Origin of the sequence: Streptomyces sp. NPDC059009 (assembly GCF_042740175.1) — a bacterium.
Lineage (GTDB): Bacteria > Actinomycetota > Actinomycetes > Streptomycetales > Streptomycetaceae > Streptomyces.
Genome location: NZ_JBHYJB010000023.1, coordinates 85,968 through 111,125, shown reverse-complemented (window position 1 = coordinate 111,125; position 25,158 = coordinate 85,968). Strand labels below are relative to the sequence as shown.

General features: G+C 71.4%; 23 protein-coding genes. 6 read left to right on the top strand and 17 right to left on the bottom strand.

Going from position 1 to position 25,158, the window contains the following annotated elements; translation table 11 throughout:
- Positions 1-129 precede the first annotated feature (129 nt).
- Positions 130-642 (top strand): CGNR zinc finger domain-containing protein, encoded by a 513-nt coding sequence (locus tag ACFWYM_RS23215; protein WP_384840273.1) that lies wholly within the window; start codon positions 130-132, stop codon positions 640-642.
- Between the two features lie 213 nt (positions 643-855).
- Here the strand turns inward: ACFWYM_RS23215 and ACFWYM_RS23210 are convergent, their stop codons facing one another.
- Positions 856-2,181, bottom strand: coding sequence for a UDP-glucose dehydrogenase family protein (locus ACFWYM_RS23210; RefSeq protein ID WP_384840270.1), 1,326 nt, complete (start codon positions 2,179-2,181; stop codon positions 856-858).
- Between the two features lie 186 nt (positions 2,182-2,367).
- Between ACFWYM_RS23210 and ACFWYM_RS23205 the strand changes: the two genes are divergently transcribed.
- Positions 2,368-3,525, top strand: coding sequence for an acyl-CoA dehydrogenase (locus ACFWYM_RS23205; protein WP_384840267.1), 1,158 nt, complete (start codon positions 2,368-2,370; stop codon positions 3,523-3,525).
- A gap of 73 nt (positions 3,526-3,598) precedes the next feature.
- Here ACFWYM_RS23205 and ACFWYM_RS23200 read toward each other — a convergent pair whose 3' ends face one another.
- From ACFWYM_RS23200 to ACFWYM_RS23185, 4 genes are all read right to left on the bottom strand, one after another.
- A complete protein-coding gene (locus tag ACFWYM_RS23200) occupies positions 3,599-4,066 on the bottom strand; it encodes a hypothetical protein (protein WP_384840264.1) in 468 nt (155 codons plus the stop codon).
- Positions 4,067-4,201: 135 nt separating this feature from the next.
- Positions 4,202-5,398 (bottom strand): dipeptidase, encoded by a 1,197-nt coding sequence (locus ACFWYM_RS23195; protein WP_384840262.1) that lies wholly within the window; start codon positions 5,396-5,398, stop codon positions 4,202-4,204.
- 30 nt (positions 5,399-5,428) lie between these two features.
- Entirely contained in the window at positions 5,429-5,935 is a 507-nt protein-coding gene (purE, locus tag ACFWYM_RS23190; RefSeq protein WP_384840384.1) for a 5-(carboxyamino)imidazole ribonucleotide mutase, read from the bottom strand.
- A gap of 35 nt (positions 5,936-5,970) precedes the next feature.
- Complete coding sequence (locus tag ACFWYM_RS23185) at positions 5,971-7,089, bottom strand: 5-(carboxyamino)imidazole ribonucleotide synthase (protein WP_384840381.1); 1,119 nt, start codon at positions 7,087-7,089, stop codon at positions 5,971-5,973.
- A 286-nt stretch (positions 7,090-7,375) separates the two neighbouring features.
- Here ACFWYM_RS23185 and ACFWYM_RS23180 point away from each other — a divergent pair, with 286 nt between their 5' ends.
- A complete protein-coding gene (locus tag ACFWYM_RS23180) occupies positions 7,376-7,903 on the top strand; it encodes a GtrA family protein (protein ID WP_384840259.1) in 528 nt (175 codons plus the stop codon).
- A 15-nt stretch (positions 7,904-7,918) separates the two neighbouring features.
- Here ACFWYM_RS23180 and ACFWYM_RS23175 read toward each other — a convergent pair whose 3' ends face one another.
- Both ACFWYM_RS23175 and ACFWYM_RS23170 read right to left on the bottom strand, forming a co-directional pair.
- The gene (locus tag ACFWYM_RS23175) at positions 7,919-9,193 is read right to left on the bottom strand and encodes an ATP-binding protein (RefSeq protein ID WP_384840256.1); all 1,275 of its coding nucleotides are present in this window, start codon (positions 9,191-9,193) and stop codon (positions 7,919-7,921) included.
- Positions 9,194-9,229: 36 nt separating this feature from the next.
- Entirely contained in the window at positions 9,230-9,907 is a 678-nt protein-coding gene (locus ACFWYM_RS23170) for a response regulator transcription factor (protein WP_384840253.1), read from the bottom strand.
- Between the two features lie 484 nt (positions 9,908-10,391).
- On the opposite strand from ACFWYM_RS23170, the gene ACFWYM_RS23165 reads away from it, so the two are divergent.
- Both ACFWYM_RS23165 and ACFWYM_RS23160 read left to right on the top strand, forming a co-directional pair.
- Complete coding sequence (locus ACFWYM_RS23165) at positions 10,392-11,888, top strand: peptide MFS transporter (RefSeq protein ID WP_384840251.1); 1,497 nt, start codon at positions 10,392-10,394, stop codon at positions 11,886-11,888.
- Between the two features lie 101 nt (positions 11,889-11,989).
- Positions 11,990-12,937, top strand: a complete 948-nt coding sequence (locus tag ACFWYM_RS23160) for an alpha/beta hydrolase (protein ID WP_384840248.1) — start codon at positions 11,990-11,992, stop codon at positions 12,935-12,937.
- Between the two features lie 140 nt (positions 12,938-13,077).
- Here ACFWYM_RS23160 and ACFWYM_RS23155 read toward each other — a convergent pair whose 3' ends face one another.
- The 6 genes from ACFWYM_RS23155 to ACFWYM_RS23130 all read right to left on the bottom strand — a co-directional run bounded on the left by ACFWYM_RS23155 (position 13,078) and on the right by ACFWYM_RS23130 (position 19,161).
- Positions 13,078-14,436: a hypothetical protein gene (locus ACFWYM_RS23155; RefSeq protein ID WP_384840378.1), complete on the bottom strand. Its 1,359-nt coding sequence runs from the start codon at positions 14,434-14,436 to the stop codon at positions 13,078-13,080.
- Between the two features lie 38 nt (positions 14,437-14,474).
- Positions 14,475-15,650, bottom strand: coding sequence for a hypothetical protein (locus ACFWYM_RS23150; RefSeq protein WP_384840245.1), 1,176 nt, complete (start codon positions 15,648-15,650; stop codon positions 14,475-14,477).
- A gap of 35 nt (positions 15,651-15,685) precedes the next feature.
- Positions 15,686-16,687, bottom strand: a complete 1,002-nt coding sequence (locus tag ACFWYM_RS23145) for a hypothetical protein (protein WP_384840242.1) — start codon at positions 16,685-16,687, stop codon at positions 15,686-15,688.
- 268 nt (positions 16,688-16,955) lie between these two features.
- Positions 16,956-17,711, bottom strand: a complete 756-nt coding sequence (locus ACFWYM_RS23140; protein ID WP_384840239.1) for an LPXTG cell wall anchor domain-containing protein — start codon at positions 17,709-17,711, stop codon at positions 16,956-16,958.
- A gap of 242 nt (positions 17,712-17,953) precedes the next feature.
- The gene (locus ACFWYM_RS23135; protein WP_384840236.1) at positions 17,954-18,469 is read right to left on the bottom strand and encodes an ATP-binding protein; all 516 of its coding nucleotides are present in this window, start codon (positions 18,467-18,469) and stop codon (positions 17,954-17,956) included.
- Positions 18,470-18,783: 314 nt separating this feature from the next.
- On the bottom strand, positions 18,784-19,161 hold the full coding sequence (locus ACFWYM_RS23130) for an STAS domain-containing protein (RefSeq protein WP_384840233.1): 378 nt from the start codon (positions 19,159-19,161) through the stop codon (positions 18,784-18,786).
- 238 nt (positions 19,162-19,399) lie between these two features.
- Between ACFWYM_RS23130 and ACFWYM_RS23125 the strand changes: the two genes are divergently transcribed.
- Entirely contained in the window at positions 19,400-20,362 is a 963-nt protein-coding gene (locus ACFWYM_RS23125; RefSeq protein WP_384840230.1) for an RNA polymerase sigma factor SigF, read from the top strand.
- A gap of 112 nt (positions 20,363-20,474) precedes the next feature.
- Here ACFWYM_RS23125 and ACFWYM_RS23120 read toward each other — a convergent pair whose 3' ends face one another.
- From ACFWYM_RS23120 to ACFWYM_RS23105, 4 genes are all read right to left on the bottom strand, one after another.
- Positions 20,475-21,173, bottom strand: coding sequence for an aspartate/glutamate racemase family protein (locus tag ACFWYM_RS23120; protein WP_384840375.1), 699 nt, complete (start codon positions 21,171-21,173; stop codon positions 20,475-20,477).
- A 141-nt stretch (positions 21,174-21,314) separates the two neighbouring features.
- On the bottom strand, positions 21,315-22,520 hold the full coding sequence (hutI, locus tag ACFWYM_RS23115) for an imidazolonepropionase (RefSeq protein WP_384840228.1): 1,206 nt from the start codon (positions 22,518-22,520) through the stop codon (positions 21,315-21,317).
- 6 nt (positions 22,521-22,526) lie between these two features.
- Positions 22,527-23,888, bottom strand: a complete 1,362-nt coding sequence (locus tag ACFWYM_RS23110; protein WP_384840225.1) for a formimidoylglutamate deiminase — start codon at positions 23,886-23,888, stop codon at positions 22,527-22,529.
- Entirely contained in the window at positions 23,885-25,144 is a 1,260-nt protein-coding gene (locus ACFWYM_RS23105) for an allantoate amidohydrolase (protein WP_384840222.1), read from the bottom strand. Before ACFWYM_RS23105 ends, ACFWYM_RS23110 begins: the two co-directional genes overlap by 4 nt.
- Positions 25,145-25,158 lie beyond the last annotated feature (14 nt).

Here is a 25,158-nt window from a genome sequence, read left to right as displayed (position 1 = left end):
TCCGTGGGGTCGAGAGGTCGTGGAGTTGTGGGGTCGTGGGGGCGAGGATGCGCTGACAGAGTTACCGGGAAGTCTGCTCAACCGGTAACCGTTACCCCATGGTCCCGCACGAGGGGTAACGTCGCAACCATGAATGACAGAGCGCCCGCGCCCGGCGGACTCGGCCTGGTCCAGGCCCTGGTGAACACGCTGGACCTGGAGTCGGGCGCCGACGCGCTCGACGCGGCGGAGGGGCGCGAGCGGTTCGGGGTCGCCGCGCGGGACGTGGCGGCGGCGCGGGAGCTGCGGGAGGCGCTGCGGGTGGCGTGCCTGGCCCATGCGGGGCACGGGCCGCACCGCTCGGGGGTTCCGCCGCTGAGCCAACTCCTCGCGGGGGCGCCGCTGTTGGTGACCGTCAGCCCCGAGGACGGCTCCGCCGCGCTGACGGCCGCCGAGCCGTCGTCCCTGGCCGCCCGGGTCGCCTCGGCCATCGCCGAGGGGGTCGCCGCGGGCACCTGGCAGCGGCTCAAGGCGTGCGAGGCGGCGGACTGCCACTGGGCGTACTACGACCGCAGTCCGGCGGGGCGGAGCCGGTGGTGCGACATGGGGGTGTGCGGGGCGCGCGCGAAGATGCGGGCGTATCGGGCGCGGAAGGGTAAGTGAGCCTCTTGGTTTCGCTTGCCCTTGTGGGTGGGTGGGCCCTCTAGGGGGCTGCGCCCCCTTGGACCCCGCGCTGCTTCGGGGGCTGCCGCCCCCGGACCCCCGCTGTCGGCCTGGACGGCCTCGTCCTCAAACGCCGGACGGGCTGTTGGTTGCCCGGCCGGCTCGCGGGGTGCCGGACGGGGTGTGGGTGACCCTGCCGGTTCGCGAGGTGCCTTACGCCGCCGGCCTGCCCATCGCCCGGTACGTCCAGCCCGCCTCGCGCCACACCGTCGGGTCCAGCGCGTTGCGGCCGTCCAGGATGAGGGGGCGGCCCACCACCGTCGCCAGGCCCGCCGGGTCGAGCTCGCGGAATTCGTGCCACTCCGTGAGGTGCAGGACCACGTCGGCGCCGCGGACCGCGTCCAGGGCCGAGTCCGCGTAGCCGAGGGTCGGGAAGAGGCGGCGGGCGTTGGCCATGCCCTTGGGGTCGTAGACCGTGACCTGGCCGCCCTGGAGGTGGATCTGGCCCGCGACGTTCAGGGCGGGCGAGTCGCGCACGTCGTCCGAGTCCGGCTTGAACGTGGCGCCGAGGACCGCGACGCGCTTGCCGAGGAAGGAGCCGCCGCCGAGGGCCTCGCGGGCCATCTCGACCATCTGGCCGCGGCGGCGCATGTTGATGGAGTCGATCTCGCGGAGGAAGGTGAGGGCCTGGTCGGCGCCCAGCTCGCCGGCCCGCGCCATGAACGCGCGGATGTCCTTGGGCAGGCAGCCGCCGCCGAAGCCGATCCCGGCGCGCAGGAACTTCTTCCCGATGCGGTCGTCGTGGCCGAGCGCCTCCGCGAGCTTCACGACGTCGCCGCCCGCGGCCTCGCAGACCTCGGCCATCGCGTTGATGAAGGAGATCTTCGTGGCGAGGAAGGAGTTCGCGGAGGTCTTCACCAGCTCGGCGGTCGGGAAGTCCGTGGAGATGAAGGGCGAGCCTTCGGCGATCGGCGTCGCGTACACCTCGCGGAGCAGCTTCTCGGCGCGCTCGCTGGTGACGCCCACCACGATCCGGTCGGGGTGCAGCGTGTCCTGGACGGCGAGGCCCTCGCGCAGGAACTCCGGGTTCCAGGCGAGCTCCGCGCCCTCGGGCAGCAGCTCCGCGAGCCGCTCCGCCGAGCCGACCGGGACCGTGGACTTGCCCACGACCAGGGCGTCCGCCGCCAGGTGCGGCGCGAGCGAGGCGAAGGCGGCGTCGACGTAGCTCATGTCGCAGGCGTACTCGCCGTGCTTCTGCGGGGTGTTCACACAGACGAAGTGGACGTCGCCGAACGCCCCGACCTCCGCCCAGTCCATCGTGAAGCGGAGCCGGCCGCTGGCGCCCTCGATCCCGGCGACGTGCTTGCGCAGGAGCTCCTCCAGCCCCGGCTCGTACATCGGCACCTCGCCGCGCTGCAGCATCTCGATCTTCTCGGGCACCACGTCGAGGCCGAGGACCTCGAAGCCGAGCTCGGCCATGGCCGCGGCATGGGTGGCGCCGAGGTAGCCGGTGCCGATCACGGTGATCTTCGGGGCCATGGGTGCTCCATACGTCGTCAGGTGCGGTGGTGCGGTTGGTGCCCGAGCGAGCATAGTCGGGCACCGCCGGGCCCCTCACCGGACGGATTTCCCGCTGTCAGCAAGCTCACGTATCCCTCGCGTGGGCCGCGCCACTAAAATTTGGGTTACTTAACGGTAATTAGCGTCCTTGGAGCGTGAGAGACCTTGGCCGGATCGGCTGATTTCGACCTGTACCGCCCGTCCGAGGAGCACGACATGCTCCGGGACACGATCCGCTCGCTGGCGGAGGCGAAGATCGCCCCGTTCGCCGCCGCGGTCGACGAGGAGGCCCGCTTCCCGCAGGAGGCCCTCGACGCCCTCGTCGCCTCCGACCTGCACGCCGTGCACGTCCCGGAGTCGTACGGCGGCGCCGGCGCCGACGCGCTCGCCACGGTCATCGTGATCGAGGAGGTCGCGCGGGCGTGCGTGTCCTCGTCGCTGATCCCCGCCGTGAACAAGCTCGGCTCGCTGCCCGTCATCCTCTCCGGCTCCGAGGAGCTGAAGAAGAAGTACCTGGGCCCGCTGGCCAAGGGCGACGCGATGTTCTCGTACTGCCTGAGCGAGCCGGACGCGGGCTCGGACGCGGCCGGCATGAAGACGAAGGCCGTACGCGACGGGGACCACTGGATCCTCAACGGCGTGAAGCGGTGGATCACGAATGCCGGCGTGAGCGAGTACTACACCGTCATGGCCGTCACCGACCCGGAGAAGCGGTCCAAGGGCATCTCCGCCTTCGTGGTGGAGAAGTCGGACGAGGGCGTCTCCTTCGGGGCGCCGGAGAAGAAGCTCGGCATCAAGGGCTCGCCGACCCGTGAGGTGTATCTGGACAACGTCCGGATTCCCGCCGACCGCATGATCGGCGAGGAGGGCACCGGCTTCGCGACCGCGATGCAGACCCTCGACCACACCCGCATCACCATCGCAGCGCAGGCGCTCGGTGTCGCGCAGGGCGCCCTCGACTACGCCAAGGGCTACGTCCAGGAGCGCAAGCAGTTCGGCAAGGCCATCGCCGACTTCCAGGGCATCCAGTTCATGCTCGCCGACATGGCGATGAAGATCGAGGCCGCCCGCCAGCTCACGTACGCGGCCGCCGCCAAGTCGGAGCGCGGCGACAAGGACCTCACCTTCCAGGGCGCCGCCGCCAAGTGCTTCGCCTCGGACGTCGCCATGGAGGTCACCACGGACGCCGTCCAGCTGCTCGGCGGCTACGGCTACACCCGTGACTACCCGGTCGAGCGGATGATGCGCGACGCGAAGATCACGCAGATCTACGAGGGCACGAACCAGGTGCAGCGGATCGTGATGGCGCGCAACCTGCCGTAGCCGTAACCCTCTGATACGTGGATGGGGCGCCGCTCGTGGTGAGCGGCGCCCCATCGGCGTATGAACGCGGGTGTCAGCCGTTGTTCGCCTGGCAGGTCGCGAGGCGCGTCTTGGCGCGCTTCAGGAGCGAGGCCGTCTTCTTCAGCTCCGGGTCGTTCTCGGCCGCGTCGAGCTCCTTGCGGATCTCCATCGACCGCGCCTCCGCCTCCTTGTACTGGGCGCGGAACTCCTCGGAGCGCTTCTGGGCGTCCGCCTTCTCGTCGTCGCTCAGCTCGTCGAGCAGCGCGGCGTCGCGCCACTCGTAGTAGTTGACGTAGGCGTACTCGGCTTCGTTGTCGGCGTCCTGGTAGTCGTCGCGCAGCAGCTCGATGCGCTTCTCCATCTTGTCCAGGGCCTCCTGATGGCGGTCCACCGTCGCCTGGTACCGCTCGCAGGACGCGGCGGGGGCGGTGGTCGCGGCCTGGGCGACGGCGGCCGGGAGGGTCAGGGCGAGCAGGGACAGGCCGGTGACGGCCGCGCGCTTGAACGTGGTGATGCCCACGGGGCTCCTTGCGGGTGAGGGACAGATCACGACAACTCGCCCATTACGCACGGCATATCGGGGCAACGAAAGAGGGGCACACCGTCGCATTCGGAAAATGCGACGAAGTGCCCCCCGAAGAGAGGTACGGGAACCTCAGCCGTCCAGCTGCGCCAGCGTCGCGATCGACGGGCCCCGCTGTGGCTGGAGGTCGCGCGCCACGTCCTCCGCCGCGCCGAGCACCCGCACCGCGTTCTGCCACGTCAGCTTGGCGAGGTCCGGCTTCGACCAGCCGCGGTCCAGGAGCTCCGCGATCAGGTTCGGGTAGCCCGCCACGTCGTCCAGGCCCGAGGGCGTGAACGCCGTGCCGTCGTAGTCGCCGCCGATGCCGATGTGGTCGATGCCCGCCACCTCGCGCATGTGGTCCAGGTGGTCGGCGACCGTCGCGGCCGTGGCGACCGGGCGGGGCGTCGACTCCTCGAAGGCCGCGTGGATCTTCATGGCCTCGGGGGTCGTGTCCAGGTGGTGGAAGCCGTGCGCGCGCATGTTCTCGTCGGCGGCGAGGGTCCAGTCGACGGCCGCCTGGAGCACGAACTTCGGCACGAAGGTGGCCATCGCCACGCCGCCGTTGCCGGGCAGCCGCTCCAGGACGTCGTCCGGGATGTTGCGCGGGTGGTCGCACACCGCGCGCGAGGACGAGTGGGAGAAGATCACCGGCGCCGCGGAGGTGTCCAGGGCCGCCCGCATCGTCGTCGCCGCCACGTGCGAGAGGTCCACCAGCATGCCGGTGCGGTTCATCTCCCGGACGACCTCGTGGCCGAACGGGGACAGGCCGCCCACGCCCGGCTCGTCCGTCGCCGAGTCCGCCCACGCGATGTTGTCGTTGTGGGTGAGGGTCATATAGCGGACGCCCAGGGTGTGCAGCGCCCGCAGCGTCGCGAGGGAGTTGTTGATGGAGTGGCCGCCCTCGGCGCCCATCAGCGACGCGATGCGGCCCTCGGAGCGGGCCTTCTCCATGTCCGCGGCGGTCAGGGCGCGGGCCAGGTCCGCCGGGTAGCGGGTCAGCAACTGCCGGACGCAGTCGATCTGTTCGAGGGTGGCGCTCACCGCCTCGTCGCCCGTCATGTCCGTGCGGACGTAGACCGACCAGAACTGCGCGCCGACGCCGCCCGCGCGCAGACGGGCGATGTCGGTGTGCAGGCTGCCCGTCTGGTCCGCCGCGATGTCGAGGCGGTCGATGTCGTATCCGGCCTTCTCGCGCAGCGCCCAGGGGAGGTCGTTGTGGCCGTCCACCACGGGGAAGTCGGCGAGCAGGGCGCGGGCTTCGTCGAGCGTGCTCAGCGGGTCCGTCATGCGATCACTTTCCCGGAAGTCGTCATGCGATCACTTTCCCGAGCCGAAGCCGAAGCCGGAACCCGCCCCGTCGACCTTGGCACGAAGTCGCTTGCCCTTCTCGGTCGCCTGGTCGTTCAGCTCCTGCTGGAACTCCCGCATGCGGCCGAGCAGTTCGGGCTCGTGCGCGGCGAGCATCCGGGCCGCGAGCAGGCCCGCGTTGCGGGCGCCGCCCACCGAGACCGTCGCCACCGGGACGCCCGCGGGCATCTGCACGATGGACAGGAGCGAGTCCATGCCGTCCAGGTACTTGAGGGGGACGGGCACGCCGATCACCGGCAGCGGGGTGACGGAGGCGAGCATGCCCGGGAGGTGGGCCGCTCCCCCGGCGCCCGCGATGATCGCCTTCAGGCCGCGGTCGGCCGCGTGCTCGCCGTACGCGATCATCTCGTGCGGCATGCGGTGCGCGGAGACGACATCGACCTCGTACGGGACCTCGAACTCGTCGAGGACCTTGGCGGCGGCCTCCATGACGGGCCAGTCCGAGTCGGAGCCCATGACGATGCCGATGACAGGGGCAGTAGCAGGGGCAGTCACTCTGTGATCGTTCCTCTGAGGTAGCCGGCTGCGTGACGGGCGCGCTCCAGCACGTCGTCGAGGTCGTCGCCGTAGGTGTTGACGTGGCCGACCTTGCGACCGGGCTTCACGTCCTTTCCGTACATGTGGATCTTGAGCTGCGGGTCCCGGGCCATGCAGTGCAGATACGCGGCGTACATGTCGGGGTAGTCGCCGCCGAGGACGTTGCACATCACGGTCCACTTCGACCTCGGGCGCGGGTCGCCCAGGGGCAGGTCGAGGACCGCGCGGACGTGGTTGGCGAACTGCGAGGTGATCGCGCCGTCCTGGGTCCAGTGGCCGGAGTTGTGCGGGCGCATCGCCAGCTCGTTGACGAGGATGCGGCCATCGGTCGTCTCGAAGAGCTCGACGGCCAAGTGGCCCACCACGCCCAGCTCGTCGGCGATGCGGAGCGCCAACTCCTGCGCCTGGCCCGCGAGTTCGGCGTCGAGGCCGGGCGCGGGAGCGATCACCGTGTCGCACACCCCGTCGACCTGGACGGACTCGACCACGGGGTACGCCACGGCCTGGCCGTGCGGGGAGCGCACGACGTCGGCGGCGAGCTCGCGGGCGAAGTCGACCTTCTCCTCCGCGAGGACCGCGACCCCTGCCTTGAAGGCGTCCGCCGCGTCCGCCGCGGAGCGCACGAACCACACGCCCTTGCCGTCGTAGCCGCCGACGACGGTCTTGAGGATGACCGGGAAGCCCTCCCCTTCCGCCGCGAACGCCGCCACATCCGCCGGGTCGGCCACGATGCGGTGGCGGGGGCAGGGGGCGCCGATCGCGGAGAGCTTCGCGCGCATCACCCCCTTGTCGTGGGCGTGTACCAAGGCGTCGGGCCCCGGCCGGACGACGACGCCGTCCGCTTCCAGGGCCCGTAGGTGCTCGGTGGGTACATGTTCGTGATCGAAGGTGATCACGTCGCAGCCCCGCGCGAAGTCACGCAGCGTGTCGAGGTCGCGATAGTCGCCGATGACGACGTCGCCGACGACCTGCGCCGCGGAATCCTGCGGGGTGTCACTGAGGAGCTTGAATCTGAGGCCGAGGGGGATGCCCGCCTCGTGGGTCATGCGGGCGAGCTGACCGCCGCCGACCATGCCGACTACCGGGAACGTCACACCCACAGGGTATCGGCCATCCGAGGACGGCCGAGAACCGCCGGGAACGGGGCGAGGACGCGGCGGGAACACGGCGGGAACGCGGTGGAATCCACTCAACCTGCGGGGCCCCGGATGCGTCACCTGTCACAGCGGTGCCACAGAGACAGGCGTCCCCGCGCGCTGTCGGGAGGCGCTGGTTAGCATGGCTGGGTTGACGCGATGACCAACGCGTGACGAACGCGTGACCAAGACGACCGATGCGACGGGGGCTGGGGCGACCACCATGACGGAACATGGCGCACTGCGCGTGCGACTGGACCGGCTCGGACGCGAAGTGGCCAAGTTCGGCGCTGTGGGCGCGCTCGGCACGCTCGTGAACTTCGCGGTCTTCAACCTCGTGCGGCACCTCACGGACCTGCACGTGGTGCGGGCCAGCGTGATCGCCACGGTCGTCGCGATCGTCTTCAACTACGTGGGCTTCCGCTACTTCACGTACCGGGACCGCGACAAGAGCGGCCGCACCAAGGAGCTCACGCTCTTCCTGCTGTTCAGCGCCGTCGGCCTGGTGATCGAGAACGGCGTGCTGTACGCGGCGACCTACTGGTTCGGCTGGGACAGCCGGATCCAGTCGAACGTCTTCAAGTTCGTCGGCATGGGCATCGCGACGCTGTTCCGCTTCTGGTCCTACCGGTCCTGGGTGTTCAAGACGCTGCCCGCGCGCGAGGCCGTCGCCCATGCGGAATCGTTCCTCGAAGAGAGCGCGGACAGCGCCGCCGCCGAGGAGCGGACCGCCGGGCAGCGCGCCCGCTGACCCGTACGCCAGGTACTACCTGACCGTCTTCTCGCCCGCCCCCGCCACCGGCCGCTGCAGCGGCGTCCGCGACAGGAAGAGGGCGAAGACCGGCGGCTTCGTCTGCAGCATCTCCAGGCGGCCGCCGTCCGCCTCCGCCAGGTCGCGGGCGACCGCGAGGCCGATGCCCGTCGAGTTCCGGCCGCTGATGGTGCGCTCGAAGATCCGCGAGCCGAGCTCCGGGGGCACGCCCGGGCCGCCGTCCGTGACCTCCACGACCGCCTGGTTGCCGGTGACGCGGGTGCGCAGGGCGACGGTGCCGCCGCCGTGCATCAGGGAGTTCTCGATCAGCGCGGCCAGGACCTGGGCGACCGCTCCAGGCGTGCCCACGGCCCGGAGGTGGCGCTTGCCGGAGCTGACGATGGCGCGGCCCGCGCTGCGGTAGGCCGGGCGCCACTCCTCCAGCTGCTGCTTGATCACCTCGTCCAGGTCGAAGGCGACGGCCGAGCCGGTACGCGGGTCGCGGGAATTGGTGAGCAGCCGCTCCACCACGTCCGTGAGCCGCTCGACCTGGGCGAGGGCGATCGTCGCCTCCTCCTTCACCTCCGCCAGGTCCTCGGTCATGGTGATCTCCTCCAGGCGCATCGAGAGCGCCGTGAGAGGGGTGCGCAGCTGGTGCGAGGCGTCGGCGGCCAGGCGCCGCTCGGCGGTGAGCATGCGCGCGATGCGCTCGGCCGAGGCGTCCAGGACGTCCGCGACGCGGTCCAGCTCCGGGACCCCGTACCGCTTGTGGCGGGGCCTCGGGTCGCCGGAGCCGAGGCGCTCCGCGGTCTCCGCGAGGTCGGTGAGCGGGGAGGCGAGCCGGTTGGCCTGGCGCACCGCGAGCAGGACGGCGGCGATGACGGCGAGCAGCGCCACGGCGCCGATGATCAGCAGGGTGCGGCCGACCTCGCGGGTCACCGCGGTGCGCGGCTCCTCGACGGTGACCTTCTCGCCCTTGTCGCCGTAGCGGGTCCCGCTGATCACGTCGCCGGTGGGGCGGGTGCCGATCTCGATCGTGCGGCGGCCCGGGATCTCGATGCGGGCGTACCGGTCGCCGGCGACCTGGTCCTGCAGGACGTCCGCGTTGATCCGCTCGTCACTGATCAGCCGGGAGTCCACGATGCTGACCAGGCGGACGACCTCGGAGTCCACGCGCTCCTGGGCACTGTTGCTGATCGTCCGGGTCTCGACGATCACGAGTGACACCCCGAAGACGGCGATCACCACGAGGACGACGGCGAGGGTGGAGTTGATGAGGCGGCGGCGCATTCACCCAGTGTCCCGGACGGGCGCCCCCTCAGGGCCTCAACTCTTCTCGAACCGGAACCCCACGCCCCGCACCGTCGCGATGTACCGGGGATTCGCCGCGTCGTCGCCGAGCTTCTTGCGGAGCCAGGAGATGTGCATGTCGAGGGTCTTGGTCGACGACCACCACGTGGTGTCCCAGACCTCGCGCATCAGCTGGTCGCGGGTGACGACCCGGCCCGCGTCCCGCACCAGGACCCGGAGCAGGTCGAACTCCTTGGCGGTGAGCTGGAGTTCCTCGTCGCCCATCCACGCCCGGTGCGACTCCACGTCGATCCGCACGCCGTGCGTCGCGGGCGCCTCCTTGGGCTCGGCGGCGCCGCGGCGCAGCAGGGCCCGGACGCGGGCGAGGAGTTCGGCGAGGCGGAACGGCTTGGTCACGTAGTCGTCGGCGCCGGCGTCGAGCCCGACGACGGTGTCCACCTCGTCGGCGCGCGCGGTCAGGATCAGGATCGGCACCGTGTGGCCCTCGGCGCGCATCCGCCGGGCCACCTCCAGGCCGTCCATGCCGGGCAGCCCCAGGTCGAGTACGACGAGATCGATACTCCCCTGGAGGCCCGCGTCGAGGGCGGTCGGGCCGTCCTCGCGCACTTCGACCTCGTAACCCTCCCTGCGCAGGGCGCGGGCCAGCGGCTCCGAGATGGACGCGTCGTCCTCGGCGAGCAGTACACGGGTCATGGGGTGATGGTAGTCCGCGACGGAACAAGGGTGTGGCGTGATCTGCGGGGTTGTGGAGGCGGGAGGTGTCACCTGCGCCCGTGGGATGCGATCCTGAGAAACACCTTCGAATCAGGGCCGTTGGTTCCAGCAGGGCCTGTGATCCATCTCTCAAGTCCTTCCATATGCCGTGTTGACGTGGCGTATGGTGACCCAACGCCTGATGCACTACCAAGGACCTTTGGCCCGCTGTGCGCGCCTTAGGTCTCTTTTATGTGCGGGCTGGCCACCACCAGCCTTGAAAGGAATGACCTGTGGTCGGGCCCCGCGCGCGAGGATGCGCCCGGGGTGTGGATCTCGGAGTCGCCGCCCAACGCCCTCCCCTTTACCGGAGGGCACATCCCCCTCGGGCGTGGGGGCGGGACGGACGGCCCCGGTGCCGACCGCCCCCCACCGGGCGCGCACACGCTCCTGCCAGCGCGTCCCGAACCACGAGGATCGACCCATGGCGTCCAGCCTGACGAAGGACTCGCCCAGTACCCCTGGCTCCGAGAAGACCTTCTTCGGCCACCCCCGCGGACTGGCCACGCTCTTCATGACCGAGATGTGGGAGCGCTACAGCTTCTACGGCATGAAGGCGCTTCTCCCGCTGTATCTGATCGCGCCCGGCGGCATGAACATGAGTGCCACCACGGCGACGGCGATCTACTCCGTCTACATGGCGATGGTCTATCTGCTCGCCATGCCCGGCGGCTGGATGGCCGACCGCTTCTGGGGGCCGCGCAAGACGGTCGCCATCGGCGCCGGTGTCGTCATCCTCGGCCACATCACGCTCGCCCTGCCGAGCTCGGCGACGTTCTTCGCGGGCCTCGTGCTCGTGGCGCTCGGCTCCGGTCTGCTGAAGGCCAACATCTCCACGATGGTCGGCCACCTCTACAAGGGTCCCGAGGACCCGCGCCGTGACGGTGGCTTCACGCTCTTCTACATCGGCATCAACCTCGGTGCCTTCTTCGCGCCGCTGAGCATCGGCACCGTCGGCGAGAACGTCAACTGGCACCTCGGCTTCACGCTGGCCGCGGTCGGCATGGCCCTGGGCCTGGCCCAGTTCATGCTCGGCACCCGCCACCTGAGCCCGGAGAGCAGCGTCGTCTCGCAGCCGGCCACGCCGGAGCAGAAGCAGCGCGCCATCCGCAACGGCCTGATCTGGCTGATCGTCGCGGGCGTCTTCTACACGCTGCTCGCCGTGACCGGGAACTTCGCCGACTGGGCGCTGATGCCCATCATCATCGCCGGCCTGATCATCCCGATCGCCGTCCTGGCCCGCATGAAGCGCGACAAGGAGCTGACCCAGCTCGAGCAGACGAAGCTCTCCGGCTACGTCTGGTTCTTCGTGGTCGCCGCGATCTTCTGGATGATCTACGACCAGAACGGCTCGACGCTGTCGGTCTTCGGCAAGGAGTCGACGACCAACAACCTCCTCGGGTTCGACTTCCCGACGTCCTGGTACCAGTCGCTGAACCCGATCTTCGTCATGGCGATGGCCCCCGTGGTCGCCTCGCTCTGGCTGTGGCTGAACAAGCGGGGCAAGGAGCCGAGCACCGCGGTCAAGTTCTCCTCCAGCCTCGCGCTGATCGGCATCTCGTTCGCCGTCTTCCTCATCCCGATGATCGACACCGCCAACAACGGCGGCAAGGTCTCCCCGATGTGGCTGGTGTCGATCTACTTCATCCAGACCGTCGGTGAGCTCTGCCTCTCCCCGGTCGGCCTGTCGGTCACCACGAAGATGGCTCCGGCCAAGTACAGCTCCCAGATGATGGGTGTCTGGTTCCTCGCGGTCACCGCGGGCGACTCGGTCGCGGGTCTGCTGACCTCGCCGCAGCTGAACGTCAACCTGAACACCTCAGGGGCGGTCATGGTGGAGGCGATCCTCGCGGTCGTCGCGGGCTTCGGGATCTTCCTGAACCGCAAGAAGGTCAAGCAGCTGATGGGCAGCGTCAACTGACGCCTCCCCTTCGCTCCGACCGAGGGCCGCCGCACCATCCGGTGCGGCGGCCCTTGGCGTTTCTGCGGGGGCGGGGGCGCGGGCCGGGGCAGCATCGGCGCATGCGCCAAGCCCTGCCGCGTCGTGCGTTCCCGCTCCGTCGTGCGTTCCTGCTCCGTCGTATGTTCCTGCTCCGCCGTGCGTTCCTGCTCCGCCGTGCGTTCCTGCTCCGCCGTACGCTGCCCGTCCTCGCCCTGTGCGGGGCGCTCCTGTCGGCCGGTACGGCCGCCCGAGCCACGGTGCCGCCGCCCGTCTCCGGCCGGACCTTCTCGTACGGGTCCCACGCCCGCCAGACGCTCACCGCGTACGGCGACCGGTCCGCGCACCGCCCCGTCCTCGTCGTCCTGCACGGCGGGTACTGGTCCCGGGACACCGACTGGAGCCGCTGGGCGCGCTGGTTCGCGGCCCGTGGGTTCACCGTGTACGACACCGACTACCGGCTCACGTCCGACGCCGTGTGGCCCGCACAGCGCGACGACGTCCTGGCCGCCCTGCGCTGGGTGCGGCGGCACCACGGCGGGGCGCGGCCACTGGTGCTCGGCTCGTCGGCGGGCGGCCACCTGGCGGTGAGCGCGGCGACGTACGGGGCGGGCCGGAGCCGGGTGCGCGGGGTGGCCGCCCTCTCCCCCGTGGCCTCGCCCCACCGGGCGTGGGTGGACGGGGCGCGGCCGGGCGCCTCGGCCGAGCGGCGGGCCCTGCGCCGGGCGGCGGTGCGCCTCGCCGGGTGCGCGCCGGACCGGGACGGGCGCCGCTGCCGGGAGCGCTGGGACGACCTGGCGGCCGCGTCCCACGCGTCGGGGGCGGACGACGCCCCGATGTTCCTCACCCACACGGACGGCGACTTCGTGCCGGTGCGGCACTCGGCCGAACTCGCGGATGTGGAGCGGGGGTCGGGGCAGCGGGACATCACCGTACGGACGGTGCGGGGGTCTTCGGCGCACGGGATGGGGCTGCTGGAGGAGTCCGGGGTGGCGAAGTCGGTACTGCGGTGGCTGCGGGCGCACGCGTAGGGCGGGCCGCACGCGTAGGGCGCCCGCAGCCACGGGCGCCCCATTCAGGGGCGTGGGGAACTGCGCGACCAGCCACAGCCGGTCCGCAGCTCCCCACGCGCCCGCGGTGCGCTCAGCCAGCAGCGCTCAACGCCTAGCGCCTAGCGCAGTCCACGCCTCCGCTTCGGCAGGAACGTGAACACCGCGCCACCCAGCAGGATCACCGTGCCCGCGACGAGCCCGAGGGCCCGCAGCGCGCCGTTGTTCTCGGCGCCGGTCTCGGCGAGGCCGCCGCCGGACGACGAGGAACCGCCACCGCTCGCGGCCGAGCCACCGGAGCCCGAGCCCCCGGCGGAGCCGGACCCGCCCGCAGAGCCGGAGCCGCCCGACGCACCGCCCGGCTGGGCGGACGTGTCGAGTTCGAGGGAGACCTCGCTCTTCGCGGGCGTGCACGTCGTCGTCGTGCCGAGCGCCTTCACCGTGAGGACGCCGGGCGAGAGCGTCGACTTGCCGTCGGCGCCGGGCTTGTACGTCCCTGTCAGGTCAGGGATGTTGATCGGCGCGCCCGACTTGATGGGCTCCTTGTTGGTCGGGCCCTCGACCGGCACCGTGCCCTTGTCGGCGCCGCCCAGCTTGACCTCCATCGACGGCTTCACGGAGTCCGCCGGGATGTCGGCCGGGCTGTCCATCACGGACTTCTTGAACTGGACCGTGAGGGCGTAACTCCCGCCGTTCTTCTTGGCGTTGATCTGGACCGGCGAGGTCGCTTCCTTGTCGCCGATCGGGGTCTTGCACTTGTAGGGCGTCTGGATTTCCTTGCCCGGGAAGTCGGTCTTGCCGCCGTCGTCACCGCCGGTGCTGCCACCGGAGGAGCTGCCGCCGACCGAGCCGCCCGTGGATCCGCCGGTGGACCCGCCCGTGGACCCGCCGGTGCCGGTGTCCCCGCCGGTCGATCCGCCCGTCGTGCCGCTGGAGGTGCCTCCCGACGTACCGCCCGAACTCCCGCCGCCGTCCGCGACCTTGATGGTCGCGCCCGGCTTCACCTGCTCCTCGGGCGTGCACTTGGTGTCCGTGTTGACCGGCTTGTTGACGTTGATGTTGTACGCGTCCGGGGTGAGCGTGACCTCCCCGGCCTTCGTCAGCTTCAGCTTGGCCTTCATGTCGGAAAGGACCATCGGGGAGCCCTTGGGGATGGGCGGGTTGGTGCGGGTGCCCTCCATCTTCAGGTCCCCGGTCTGCGCGCCGCCCACCTTCAGGGTGCCGGTCGGCAGGACCGTGTCCTTGTCCAGGTCGAGGATGTCGGGGTTCTTGGAGGCGCCCTCGACGGTCTTCCACACCACCTCGACCTCGTCGCCGACCTTCGCGTCGGCGGGCGCGGTGATCTCCACCTTGGTGGTGCCGTGGATGTCCGGCAGACCCGAGATGGGCGGCGGCACACACTTCGTCTTGTACGCGACCTCGGCGGCGGCTGCCTGCGCGGGCACCGTGCTGGTCAGCACGAGGCCCGCCCCGCCGAGCATGAGCGCGACTCCCGCCGCACCGGCTCTCCGTTTCCTGATCACGTGGTCCCCTTCTCATTGGGCGTGTTGGTCCTGGGAGTGCTGTTCTCGGACGGTGCGGAGAGCTGTCCGGCCGGGGGTGCGCCGGGGTCGGTGTCGGGGGTGAACCACGGCAGTGCCGCAGTCGAGGTGGTGCTCGCGTCCGCCCCCGAGTGCGCGGACGGCCTGGGTTTCGTACGGGAGGGTGTACGGGACTGGGAGCGGGCCGCGCCGTCGGCGGCGAGCGCGCCCTGCGGCAGCCGCAACTTCGGCAGCCGGGCGGTGACTTCGGACAGGCGGCCGCCGCGATGGCGGCCCGCGGAGCCGGAGCCGGAGCGGCGGGCCGGGCGGAAGCGGTCCACGACCGCCATGCCGATGCGGAACACGGCCGCCGGCACGACGACGCAGAGCAGGATCCAGAAGAGCGTGACGCCCCAGGGGCGGCCCACCCCCCACGGCTTCTCGGCGAGGACCTTGTCCCCGAACTTCAGCGAGACGAGGTAGTCGCCGTGCGCGCCCGCGGCGAGCTCCACCGGGAGCTCGATCTGCGCCTTCTTGCCCGGCGCGATCGTGCCCCGCCACTGCTGCTCCTCCCACTGCGGGGCGAACACCCCGTGGGAGGTGCCGACTTGGAAGACCGGGTCCTTGACGGGGGCCGAGCCCACGTTGCCCACGGTGAAGACGAACTTGCGGGACGGCGGGGCGCCGAACCAGGTCAGCAGGGAGCTGGAGCCGTCGAGGCGGGTGTCGGTCAGGACGGAGAGCTTGCCGCCGGTCTGCTGCGCCGGAAGCGGCTTCACGGGGTGGCCCGCGACCTTGAACTCGGCGTCGGCCATGGCCTTCTCACCGGTCACCGTCGCGACGTGGACGACGCAGGGGCAGGGCACGGGCGGCTCGGCGACGGCGAGCTTCTTGCTGAAGGCGCCCTTGTCGTCGGTGGTGACGGCCAGGCCGTCGGAGTTGGCACAGGAGTTGGTGCCGCCGAGGACGCCCTTGCCGGGGGCGGACTGCCCGCAGATCAGCATCATGAGCAGCGCCTTCTTGCGCCACCCCGTGCCGGTGACGGTGATGGAACCACCCTTGCCCGCTTGGGACTTGGAGAGTCTGACGGTGGGTTTGTCCGCGCTGTCCGCAGCGACGGCGGTGCCCTGCGGGAGGGCGGTGAACCCTATGACCGCCAGGACCGCGGCTGTCACCGCGAGCCGAATCGACCTCGAGGTACCTTCGCCGTTCACAGTTGCTCTCCCGTCCCCGTGGCCGTACCCACTGCCGCCAACTCACGTATCTCTTCGGGTTCTTGCTCCACCGGTGGCCGTCCGCGCCTGCGTCTGCGTATGACGTGGAGCGCGCCGCCCGCCGCGCCCAGCAGGAGCGCGCCGCCGCCCGCCACCGCGCCCCAGGGCACGAACCGTGCCGACGCCGTCGCCGTGTCGTGGGCGCCGCCCGCCGCGGTGACGGAGAGCTTCACGTCGACCGAGTCGAGGGCGGGGGCGTCCCGCCACGGCTCGGTCAGGGTGACCCGGCGGCCGGGGAGGAGTTCGACCGGGAGCGTGCGCGGGGCACGGTCCAGGACGGTGCCGAAGACGCCCTCGGCGTGCACCGCGAGCCGGGGGCGGAGCACCGTGTTGCCACGGTTCACCAGGTCGTACGAGATCCGCTTCCCGTCGCCGGCCCCGTCGACGGCAACGCGCTCGACGGTCACGGCGGACAGCGTCGGCCCGCTCACCCGCAGGTGCAGGCGGACCGCCGCGTCCCGGCCGCCGTCGCTCGCGACGATCACGCCGGGGTGGTCGCCCGGGACCGCACCCGCCGGGACGGTCACCGTGAACGGCACCTCGGCCCGGGTGCGTGGCGGCACCTTCACCTCCCGCTTGGCGAAGGTGATCCAGGAGCCGGTGTCCGTGGACCTGCCCTTGGCCGGGCGCGCTCCCGTCCCGGTGTCGTCGGGGTCGGCGCCCCGCAGCCGGATCGTGCGGGGCTTCGCCGAGGGATTGGTGACCGCGACCTCGTCCTCCAGGACGGTGCCGGGTGAGCCCTCCGCGTAGAAGTAGGGCCGCCCGTCCTTCGCGGGCCGGGTCCCGCCCCCCGCCGAGGGGGTCAGGGACCAGTCGGCGGTGTCCGCGCGGGCCGCGGGGGCGGGCCCGGCGAGCAGCACCACGGCGGCGGCCAGGCATGCGGCGGCGGCCGCGCGCGCTCCACACACGGCACGCACGGCGGACAGCACGGAGTGCATCGGCGGCTCCTGATCTTCGTACGAGGGCGGAGTCGGCGGACGGAGGAACGGACGGACGGATCGGTGACCGGATCGGCAACCGGTCCGGCGGGCGGATCCGGCGACCGGATCGACAACCGGTCCAGCGGGCGGATCGGTGACCGGTCCGGCGAGCGGATCAGCAACCAGCCCGACGACCGGTCCGGTGGACCTCAACCCGGCGTGCGCAGGCCGGTGTTCGCGCCGCCCCGCCACTGCGCGGCCGCGGCGCCCACCGGATCCCCCGCGCCTACCGGGTGCGGGCCGCCTGGTGCCTGCGGGTCAGCCAGAGAGCGCCCGCCGCGCCCGCGAGCAGCACCGTGCCGCCGAGGGTGCCGAGCGCGATCGCCGAGTCGGCCGGTCCGGTCTGCGGCAGCTCGCCGCCGGACGGGGAGCTCTGCGAGCCGCCCGAGGCCGAACCACCGCCGCCCGTGGCACCGCCGGAGCCGGAGTTGTCGGAACCGCCCGAGCCACCGGAGCCGCCCGAGCCACCGGAGCCCTTGACGTCCAGTTCGAGGGAGGGCTTGGGGCTGCCCTTCGGGGTGCAGGTCGTGGTGGTGCCGAGCGCCTTGATGGTGAGGACGCCCGCGGTGAAGGTGACCTTGCCGCTCTTCTTCGGGGTGTAGGTACCCGACAAGTCACTGATCTTGATGGGGGTGTTGGCCGGAATCGCCTCCGCGTTGGGGGCGCCGGACACCGGGACCGTGCCGCTCTCGGCACCGCCCAGCTTGATCAGGGCGCTGGGCTTCATCGCGCCCTTGCCGAGCTCCACCGGGCTGGAGGAGACGCCCTTCTGGAAGGACATGGTGAGCTTGTAGCCGCTGCCGCTCTTGACGCTCTTGATGTCGATCGGCGAGACGGCGCCCTTGTTCCCGATGGGTGTCTTGCACTGGTAGTTGACGTCCTGGACCGTGGCGTGTGCGGCGGGTGCGGCCATCAGCACCGCCGAACCGCCCGCCAGGGCCGTGGCAAGCGCGAGTGCGGCGCTGCGTTTTGTGTACGACACCTCGTGTTCCCCTCATGCCGGTCGTGGCGTGCCGACGGGTGCGGAGGTTACTGACGGCACATCAGATTGGGCGCTCAAGGTACGCCCGGGGCCTTGCCGAGGGAAGACAAAGGACGCGCCGGATCTGTGCCGATCCGGCGCGCGTGTGACGCATGGTGTGAAGCCCGGCGTAAACCGGGGGTAACACAAGGGGGGACTGGGCGGGACCCGAGTGGGGACTGGGCGGGACCCGAGTGGGGGCTCTAGGCGGGCGCGCCCAGCTCGGCCCAGACCGTCTTGCCGCCGGCGCCGGGGGTCCTGACCACGCCCCAGTCCAGGCAGAGCCGCTGCACGATGAACATCCCGTGCCCGCCCGGACGCCCCGCGCGGTGCGGGGTGCGCGGCGCCGGCTGGCCCGCACCCCGGTCGGAGACCTCTATGCGCAGCACCTTCTTGTCGCAGGAGAGCCAGAGCTCGTCGGGCCCCTCCGCGTGCAGACAGGCGTTGGTGACGAGCTCGGAGACGACAAGGAGGACGTCCTCCGCGGCGGCCCGCTGGTCGGCGCCCGCGGCGGGCAGCCAGCCCCAGGCGTGCAGCGCGTCCCGCGTGAAGTCGCGCGCGAGCGGAACGATCCCGCTGGCACCGTTCAGGTTCAGCCTGCGGACCGGGCGCCCCTGGCCGCCCGCGGGAGCGTCCTGGCCGCTCGTGGGAGCGTCCGCGACGGCGGCCTCGGGCTCCGGGCCACGGTCGCCCGGCGAGTAAGGCCGGGTGGTGCTCATCAGCGCTTCACCTCACCGCGTTCTGAACTGCTGGCTGATCGACTGCCGGCCGATCGACCGCTGGCTGATCGACTGCTGGCTGCTCGCCGCTCTGACTGTTGACTTGAGGACCATCAAGGACGGATCCAGGGACTCTCCTGCCCGAAGGGACCGTGAGAACACCCACTGATTCGGCACGCGGCATGTGACGCTGGTAACGCCCTGATCACGCAGTGACAACTGACACGTAACTTCTGCGCCCGGCGCCGCCCAACCCCGCCCGTACGCTTCTGTGCGCCCCGTCCGCACCGTCTCCCCCGTCCGGTCCGCGGCCTCTAGTCGGGCCGGTCCGACAGGGCGGCCGCCAGCGTGTCGTGCACGGCGAAGACGGCCTCCGCGCCGGTGATCTCGAAGACCCGCGCCACCACGGGCTGCATCCCGGCGAGATGAACCCGGCCGCCCTCGGCCTCGGCCTTGAGCCGGGCACCGAGCAGCACGTTCAGGCCGGTGGAGTCGCAGAATTCCAGGCGAGAGCAGTCCACGACGAGCCGCACGAGCCCTTCGGCGATGCAGTTCTCCAGTGGCTCGCGCAGCAGATCGGCGGTGTGGTGATCGAGCTCACCCACCGGTGTCACGACCGCACTGCGACCCTCTTGCCGCACCTCGACCAGAAGCCGGCCCCTGTGTGCGCTGCCGACCGTCCCGCGGTCCATGCCGTCACTCTCTTCCGACCGTCGTGGCTGTTGATGACGCCCCTGAACATTACGCCCTCCCTACGCCCCCGGGTACCCGAACATCCCCCCGAATTCGGACATTTCCCCGCAGAACGCACTTGCGACTGAGGCGCAGAACCGGGTAGGGGTAGAAGAGACACCACTCGACACGGACGGCTTTGGAGGCGCCGCACACCGCAGTGCACGTATTGGCATCGGCAGCCATATGCCGAGAACGATGGAGGACACCATGTCACCCCGGCTCGACGAATCGCATACTGACCAAGCGACGTCGACACCCCCGCCGAACCGCTTCGCGACCCAGATCCCGGCTCCTGCCCCCGAAGCCCTGCCCCTGAACGGCGAGAGGCTCACCGGACCCGCCGACATGGCGGACCTCACGGACCTCCCGGAGATCCCCCCTTACGACGAAGTGGCACCGCTGGACGCGCGGGCCCTGTCCAAGACCCTCTTCGAGCGCATGGAGTCGCTCGAGGAAGGCACGCACGAATACGCGTACGTCCGCAACACCCTCGTCGAACTCAACCTCGCGCTGGTCAAGTTCGCCGCCTCCCGCTTCCGCTCCCGCAGCGAGCCGATGGAGGACATCATCCAGGTCGGGACCATCGGCCTGATCAAGGCGATCGACCGCTTCGAGCTGAGCCGAGGCGTCGAGTTCCCGACCTTCGCGATGCCGACGATCGTCGGCGAGATCAAGCGCTTCTTCCGCGACACCAGCTGGTCGGTGCGTGTCCCGCGCCGCCTGCAGGAACTCCGTCTGGACCTCGCCAAGGCGGGCGACGAACTCGCCCAGCAATTCGATCGCGCCCCCACGGTGGGCGAGCTCGCCGAGCGCCTGGGCATCTCCAACGAAGAGGTCGTCGAGGGCATGGCGGCGTCCAACGCCTACACCGCCAGCTCCCTGGACGCGCAGCCCGAGGAGGACGACTCCGAAGGCGCCCTCGCCGACCGCATCGGCTACGAGGACCACGGCCTGGAGGGCATCGAGTACGTCGAGTCCCTGAAGCCCCTGATCGCCGATCTGCCCCCGCGCGACCGGAAGATCCTCGCGCTGCGCTTCGTCGCCAATATGACGCAGTCGGAGATAGGCGATGAGCTGGGCATCTCGCAGATGCATGTGTCGCGGCTGCTGTCGCGGACGCTGTCACGGCTGCGGAAGGGTCTGACGGTCGAGGAGTAGCGCACTGTGCTGCGCTGCGCGTCGACCTTGAGCAGCCGATCGCTGAACGTCCTTGTGGGGCGCGCCTGTTGCAGTCAGGCGGGCCCCACAAGTGTGTGCACATGTGTTCTCGCTAGCGGGCGCCCTCGACGGCGGCTTCGACGGCGGCTTCGGCGTGCAGCCGGGTGGTCGGGAAGACGGGAACGGGGCTGTGCTCGGCCTGGATCAGCAGCTCGATCTCGGTGCAGCCGAGGATGACGCCTTGGGCACCCCGCCGTACGAGTCCGTCGATGACCTCCTGATACGCCGCCCGCGACTCCTCCCGTACGACGCCCAGGCACAGCTCCTCGTAAATGACGCGATGCACGACGGCGCGCCCGGCCTCGTCCGGGACGAGCACCTCGAGCCCGTGCGCGGCGAGCCGGTCCCGGTAGAAGTCCTGCTCCATGGTGAAGGCGGTCCCGAGCAGCCCCACCGTCTGCAGCCCCGCGGCGCGTACGGCTTCGGCGGTGGCGTCCCCGAGGTGCAGCAGCGGTACGGACACGGCCGCGCTCACCTGGTCGGCGACCTTGTGCATGGTGTTCGTACAGATGAGGAGGAAGTCGGCCCCGGCCGCCTCAAGTCCCTTGGCGGCGACGGCCAGTACGCGCCCGGCCTCGTCCCACTCCCCCGCAACCTGGAGCCGCTCGATCTCCGCGAAGTCGACGGAGTGCAGCACGATGCGGGCGGAGTGCAGCCCGCCGAGGCGCTCGCGTACGAGTTCGTTGAGGAGCCGGTAGTACTCGGCGCTGGACTCCCAGCTCATGCCGCCGATGAGGCCGATGGTCTTCATGGTCCCGGTCATGGTGCCCGTCATGGGGCCAGCATGCCGCACGCCCCGGAGCGCTTGAGAGAGGCCCTCATGCGGGCAGCGGGACGCCGTGGACGACGGCAGGCCCGACGCGGGCAGTAGTGCCAGGTGGGCCTGGCTCTCTCAGGGCTGGCGCAGCCCTCGCCGCCAGACCTCTCCCACCAGCGGCACCCCCGGCCGGTAGGCCAAGTGGACGTGGCTCGGGGCGTCGAGGAGGGCCAGGTCTGCGCGGGCGCCCAGCCCGAGGTGGCCGACGTCCGTGCGGCGCAGGGCCGCCGCGCCGCCCGCCGTGGCGGACCAGAGTGCCTCGTCCGGGGTCATGCCCATGTCCCGTACGGCGAGAGCGATGCAGAAGGGGACCGAGGACGTGAAGGAGGAGCCCGGGTTGCAGTCGGTGGAGAGAGCCACCGTCGCACCCGCGTCGAGGAGGCGGCGGGCATCCGGCCACTGCGCGCGCGTGGAGAACTCCGCGCCGGGGAGAAGCGTTGCCACCGTGTTGCCCTGGGACAGGGCGTCCACGTCCGCGTCCGTCAGGTGTGTGCAGTGGTCCGCCGACGCCGCGTCCAGTTCCACTGCGAGCTGGACCCCAGGGCCGTACGACAGTTGGTTGGCGTGGATGCGGGGGTGCAGGCCCTTCGCCCTGCCCGCCGTGAGGATCGCGCGGGCCTGGTCGCCGTCGAAGGCGCCCTTCTCGCAGAAGACGTCGATCCAGCGGGCGTGGGGCGCGCAGGCGTCCAGCATCTCGCCCGTCACCAACTCCACGTAGGCGGCGGGGTCTTCCGCGTAGTCGGGGGAGACGATGTGCGCGCCGAGGAACGTCACCTCGTCCGTGTGCGCCGCCGCGATGCGCAGCGCACGCGACTCGTCCGCCGTCGTGAGGCCGTAGCCCGACTTCGTCTCGAACGTGGTCGTGCCCTGGCGGAGGGCCTCCGCCAGGTAGCGGGTGAGGTTCGACTCCAGCTCGGAGTCGCTCGCCGCGCGCGTCGCCGCCACCGTCGTGCGGATGCCGCCCGCCGTATAACTGCGGCCCGACATACGGGCGTTGAACTCCTGGGTGCGGTCGCCCGCGAACACCAGGTGGGAGTGGGAGTCGACGAAGCCGGGGACGGCGGCGCGGCCCTGCGCGTCGTGCACCGCGTCCGTCGGCGGGGTCTTCGCCGTCGGGCCCACCCAGGCCACGCGCTCGCCCTCCAGGACCAACGCGGCGTCCCGCATCAGGCCCAGCGGGCCCTCGCCGAGCGACGGGTCGTTCGTCACCAGCGAGCCGATGTTGGTGATCGCGGTCGTGGCCGTCTCAGTGCCAGCTGCGGTTTCCGTTGCCGGTGCCATGCCTCGTTATCCCTGTTCCTTCAACTCTGCGATCGTGCGGGCCAGTTCACCGGGTACGTCCGGTACGAGAGTGTGCTCACCGTCGCGTACGACATGGCGGCCCCCGACCACCGTGTGCCGGACGTCCGCCGACGTCGCCGCGAACACCGCCGCCTCGGCGGCGAGGCGCGGGACCGGGCCCGCCGTCCGTACCGAGTCGAGCGCCACCGTCGTCAGGTCCGCGAGCGCGCCCGCCTCGATGACGCCCGCGTCCTGCCAGCCGAGCGCCGCGTGCCCGTCCGCCGTGGCCGCCCGCAGCAGCGCCGCCGCCGTCCAGTGGCCGCGCGTGTGCGAGCGGAGGCGCTCGTTCAGCTCCATCGCGCGCGCCTCCTCCAGGATGTCGATCACCGCGTGGCTGTCGCTGCCCAGGGAGAGGGGGCTGCCCGCGCGCTGGAGGGCCACCGCGGGGCCGATGCCGTCCGCCAGGTCGCGTTCCGTCGTCGGGCACATGCACGTGCCCGTCTCGGAGCGGCCGAGGAGGGTGATGTCCCCGGCCGATACGTGGGTGTTGTGGACGCCCGTCGTACGGGGGCCCAGGACGCCGTGGTCGGCGAGGAGCTGTGTGGGGGTGCGGCCGTGGACCGCCTGGCACGCGTCGTTCTCCGCCGTCTGCTCGGAGAGGTGGACGTGCAGGGGGGCGCGGCGGGTCTCCGCCCACTCCACCACCGTGCCCAACTGGGCGGCGGGGACCGCCCGTACGGAGTGGACGGCCGCGCCGATGCGGGCGTGCGGGCGGTCCTTCAGCCCTTCGGCGCGCTCGGCCCACGCCTGTGTCGTGCCGTCCGAGAAGCGCAGCTGGTGGCGGTCGGGGTCCGCGCCGCGCGTCGCGGACTTGAGGCCGGAGGCCACGTACGCCGTGTCCAGGAGGGTGATGCGGATGCCCGCGTCCGCCGCCGCCCGGATCAGGGCCTCCCCCATCGCGTTGGGGTCACCGTAAGGGGTCCCCCCTGGCTGGTGGTGCAGGTAGTGGAACTCGCCGACCGTCGTGATCCCCGCCAGCGCCATCTCCGCGTACACCGCGCGGGCCAGCGCGTGGTACGTGTCGGGGGTGAGGCGGTCCGCCACCGAGTACATGACCTCGCGCCACGTCCAGAACGTGCCCGAGCCCACCTGGACCGTGCCGCGCAGCGCGCGGTGGAAGGCGTGGCTGTGGGCGTTGGCGAGGCCGGGGAGGGTCAGGCCGCGCAGGACCGTGGCGTTCGGTGGCGGGGCCTCCACCCCCGTGCGGACCGCCGTGATCCGGTCGCCGGTCACCTCGACCGCCACGCCCGGCTCGACATTCGTGTCCAGCCAGGCGTGCTCCAGCCAGTACGTCTGCTCCGTCGTCACCTGCAGGCCAGCCCTTCCAGTACGTCGGCGAGTGCGGCCACCCCGGCCACGCAGTCGTCCTCGGCGGCGAACTCCGCCGGGGAGTGCGAGACGCCCGTGGGGTTCCGTACGAACAGCATGGCGGTGGGAACGGAGGCGGACAAAATACCCGCGTCGTGTCCGGCGCCCGTGCCGAGGACCGGGACCGACAGCTGACGATCGGTACCCAGGATCGCGCCCAGTTCGTCGCGCAGCGCGTGCTCGAACTCGACGACCGGCGTGAAGGACTCCCGTACGACATCGAGGTCGATGCCGTGCCGGTCCGCGTACTCACGGGCGGCCTTCTCGATCCCGGCCGTCACCGTGTCGAGCGCCGACTGGTCGGCGGCGCGCGCGTCCAGCCAGCCGCGGACCAGCGACGGGATGGCGTTGACGCCGTTCGGCTCGACGGCGATCTTCCCGAACGTGGCCACCGCGCCCGCGAGTTCGGCCTCGCGGCGGGCGGCGAGGACCGTCTCCGCGTAGCTCAGCATCGGGTCCCGGCGGTCGACCAGGCGGGTGGTGCCCGCGTGGTTGGCCTCGCCCCGGAAGTCGTACCGCCAGCGGCCGTGCGGCCAGATGGCGGAGGCGATGCCGACGGGGTCACCGGAGAGGTCCAGGGCTCTGCCCTGTTCCACGTGCAGCTCGACGAACGCGCCGATGCGGGCGAGGCGTTCGGGGTCGGGGCCGATGGCCGCCGGGTCGTACCCGGCGCGCTCCATCGCCTCGGGGAGGGTCGTCCCGTCGGCGTCCGTGAGCCTGTACGCCGCTTCGCGGGTGAGCTGCCCCGCGGTGAGGCGGGAGCCCACGCAGGCGAGGCCGAAGCGGGCGCCCTCCTCGTCTCCGAAGTTGGTGAGGGCGAGGGGGCGGGTGAACTCGGCTCCGCGGGCGCGGAGTTCGTCGAGGGCGGCGAAGGCGGAGACGACGCCGAGGGGGCCGTCGAAGGCGCCGCCGTCGGGGACGGAGTCGAGGTGGGAGCCGGTGACCACGGCGTCCCCTGCGGTGGGGTCGCCGAGCCAGGCCCACTGGTTGCCGTTGCGGTCCAGCTCGTGGGTGAGGCCGCGGGACTCGGCCTGGTCCTTGAACCACTGCCTGCACTCGGCGTCGGCGGCCGTCCAGGCGTAGCGGCGGTAGCCCTTGGACTCGGGGTTGCGGCCCAGGGGACGGAGGTCGCGCCACATCTGCTGGAAGGAGGGGGGATGTGCCCCGGTCCCGCCCCTTCCCGAAACCGGGGGCATGCCCCCGGACCCCG

Bases quoted from the DNA above. Each gene is read 5' to 3' on its own strand.
- ACFWYM_RS23215 (WP_384840273.1), top strand. From the start codon at position 130: ATGAATGACAGAGCGCCCGCGCCCGGCGGACTCGGCCTGGTCCAGGCC.
- ACFWYM_RS23210 (WP_384840270.1), bottom strand. From the start codon at position 2,181: ATGGCCCCGAAGATCACCGTGATCGGCACCGGCTACCTCGGCGCCACC.
- ACFWYM_RS23195 (WP_384840262.1), bottom strand. From the start codon at position 5,398: ATGACGGACCCGCTGAGCACGCTCGACGAAGCCCGCGCCCTGCTCGCC.
- purE (WP_384840384.1), bottom strand. From the start codon at position 5,935: ATGGGCTCCGACTCGGACTGGCCCGTCATGGAGGCCGCCGCCAAGGTC.
- ACFWYM_RS23185 (WP_384840381.1), bottom strand. From the start codon at position 7,089: ATGGTCGGCGGCGGTCAGCTCGCCCGCATGACCCACGAGGCGGGCATC.
- ACFWYM_RS23180 (WP_384840259.1), top strand. From the start codon at position 7,376: ATGACGGAACATGGCGCACTGCGCGTGCGACTGGACCGGCTCGGACGC.
- ACFWYM_RS23175 (WP_384840256.1), bottom strand. From the start codon at position 9,193: ATGCGCCGCCGCCTCATCAACTCCACCCTCGCCGTCGTCCTCGTGGTG.
- ACFWYM_RS23170 (WP_384840253.1), bottom strand. From the start codon at position 9,907: ATGACCCGTGTACTGCTCGCCGAGGACGACGCGTCCATCTCGGAGCCG.
- ACFWYM_RS23165 (WP_384840251.1), top strand. From the start codon at position 10,392: ATGGCGTCCAGCCTGACGAAGGACTCGCCCAGTACCCCTGGCTCCGAG.
- ACFWYM_RS23160 (WP_384840248.1), top strand. From the start codon at position 11,990: ATGCGCCAAGCCCTGCCGCGTCGTGCGTTCCCGCTCCGTCGTGCGTTC.
- ACFWYM_RS23155 (WP_384840378.1), bottom strand. From the start codon at position 14,436: ATGCTCGGCGGGGCGGGCCTCGTGCTGACCAGCACGGTGCCCGCGCAG.
- ACFWYM_RS23145 (WP_384840242.1), bottom strand. From the start codon at position 16,687: ATGCACTCCGTGCTGTCCGCCGTGCGTGCCGTGTGTGGAGCGCGCGCG.
- ACFWYM_RS23135 (WP_384840236.1), bottom strand. From the start codon at position 18,469: ATGAGCACCACCCGGCCTTACTCGCCGGGCGACCGTGGCCCGGAGCCC.
- ACFWYM_RS23130 (WP_384840233.1), bottom strand. From the start codon at position 19,161: ATGGACCGCGGGACGGTCGGCAGCGCACACAGGGGCCGGCTTCTGGTC.
- ACFWYM_RS23125 (WP_384840230.1), top strand. From the start codon at position 19,400: ATGGAGGACACCATGTCACCCCGGCTCGACGAATCGCATACTGACCAA.
- ACFWYM_RS23120 (WP_384840375.1), bottom strand. From the start codon at position 21,173: ATGAAGACCATCGGCCTCATCGGCGGCATGAGCTGGGAGTCCAGCGCC.
- hutI (WP_384840228.1), bottom strand. From the start codon at position 22,520: ATGGCACCGGCAACGGAAACCGCAGCTGGCACTGAGACGGCCACGACC.
- ACFWYM_RS23105 (WP_384840222.1), bottom strand. From the start codon at position 25,144: ATGCCCCCGGTTTCGGGAAGGGGCGGGACCGGGGCACATCCCCCCTCC.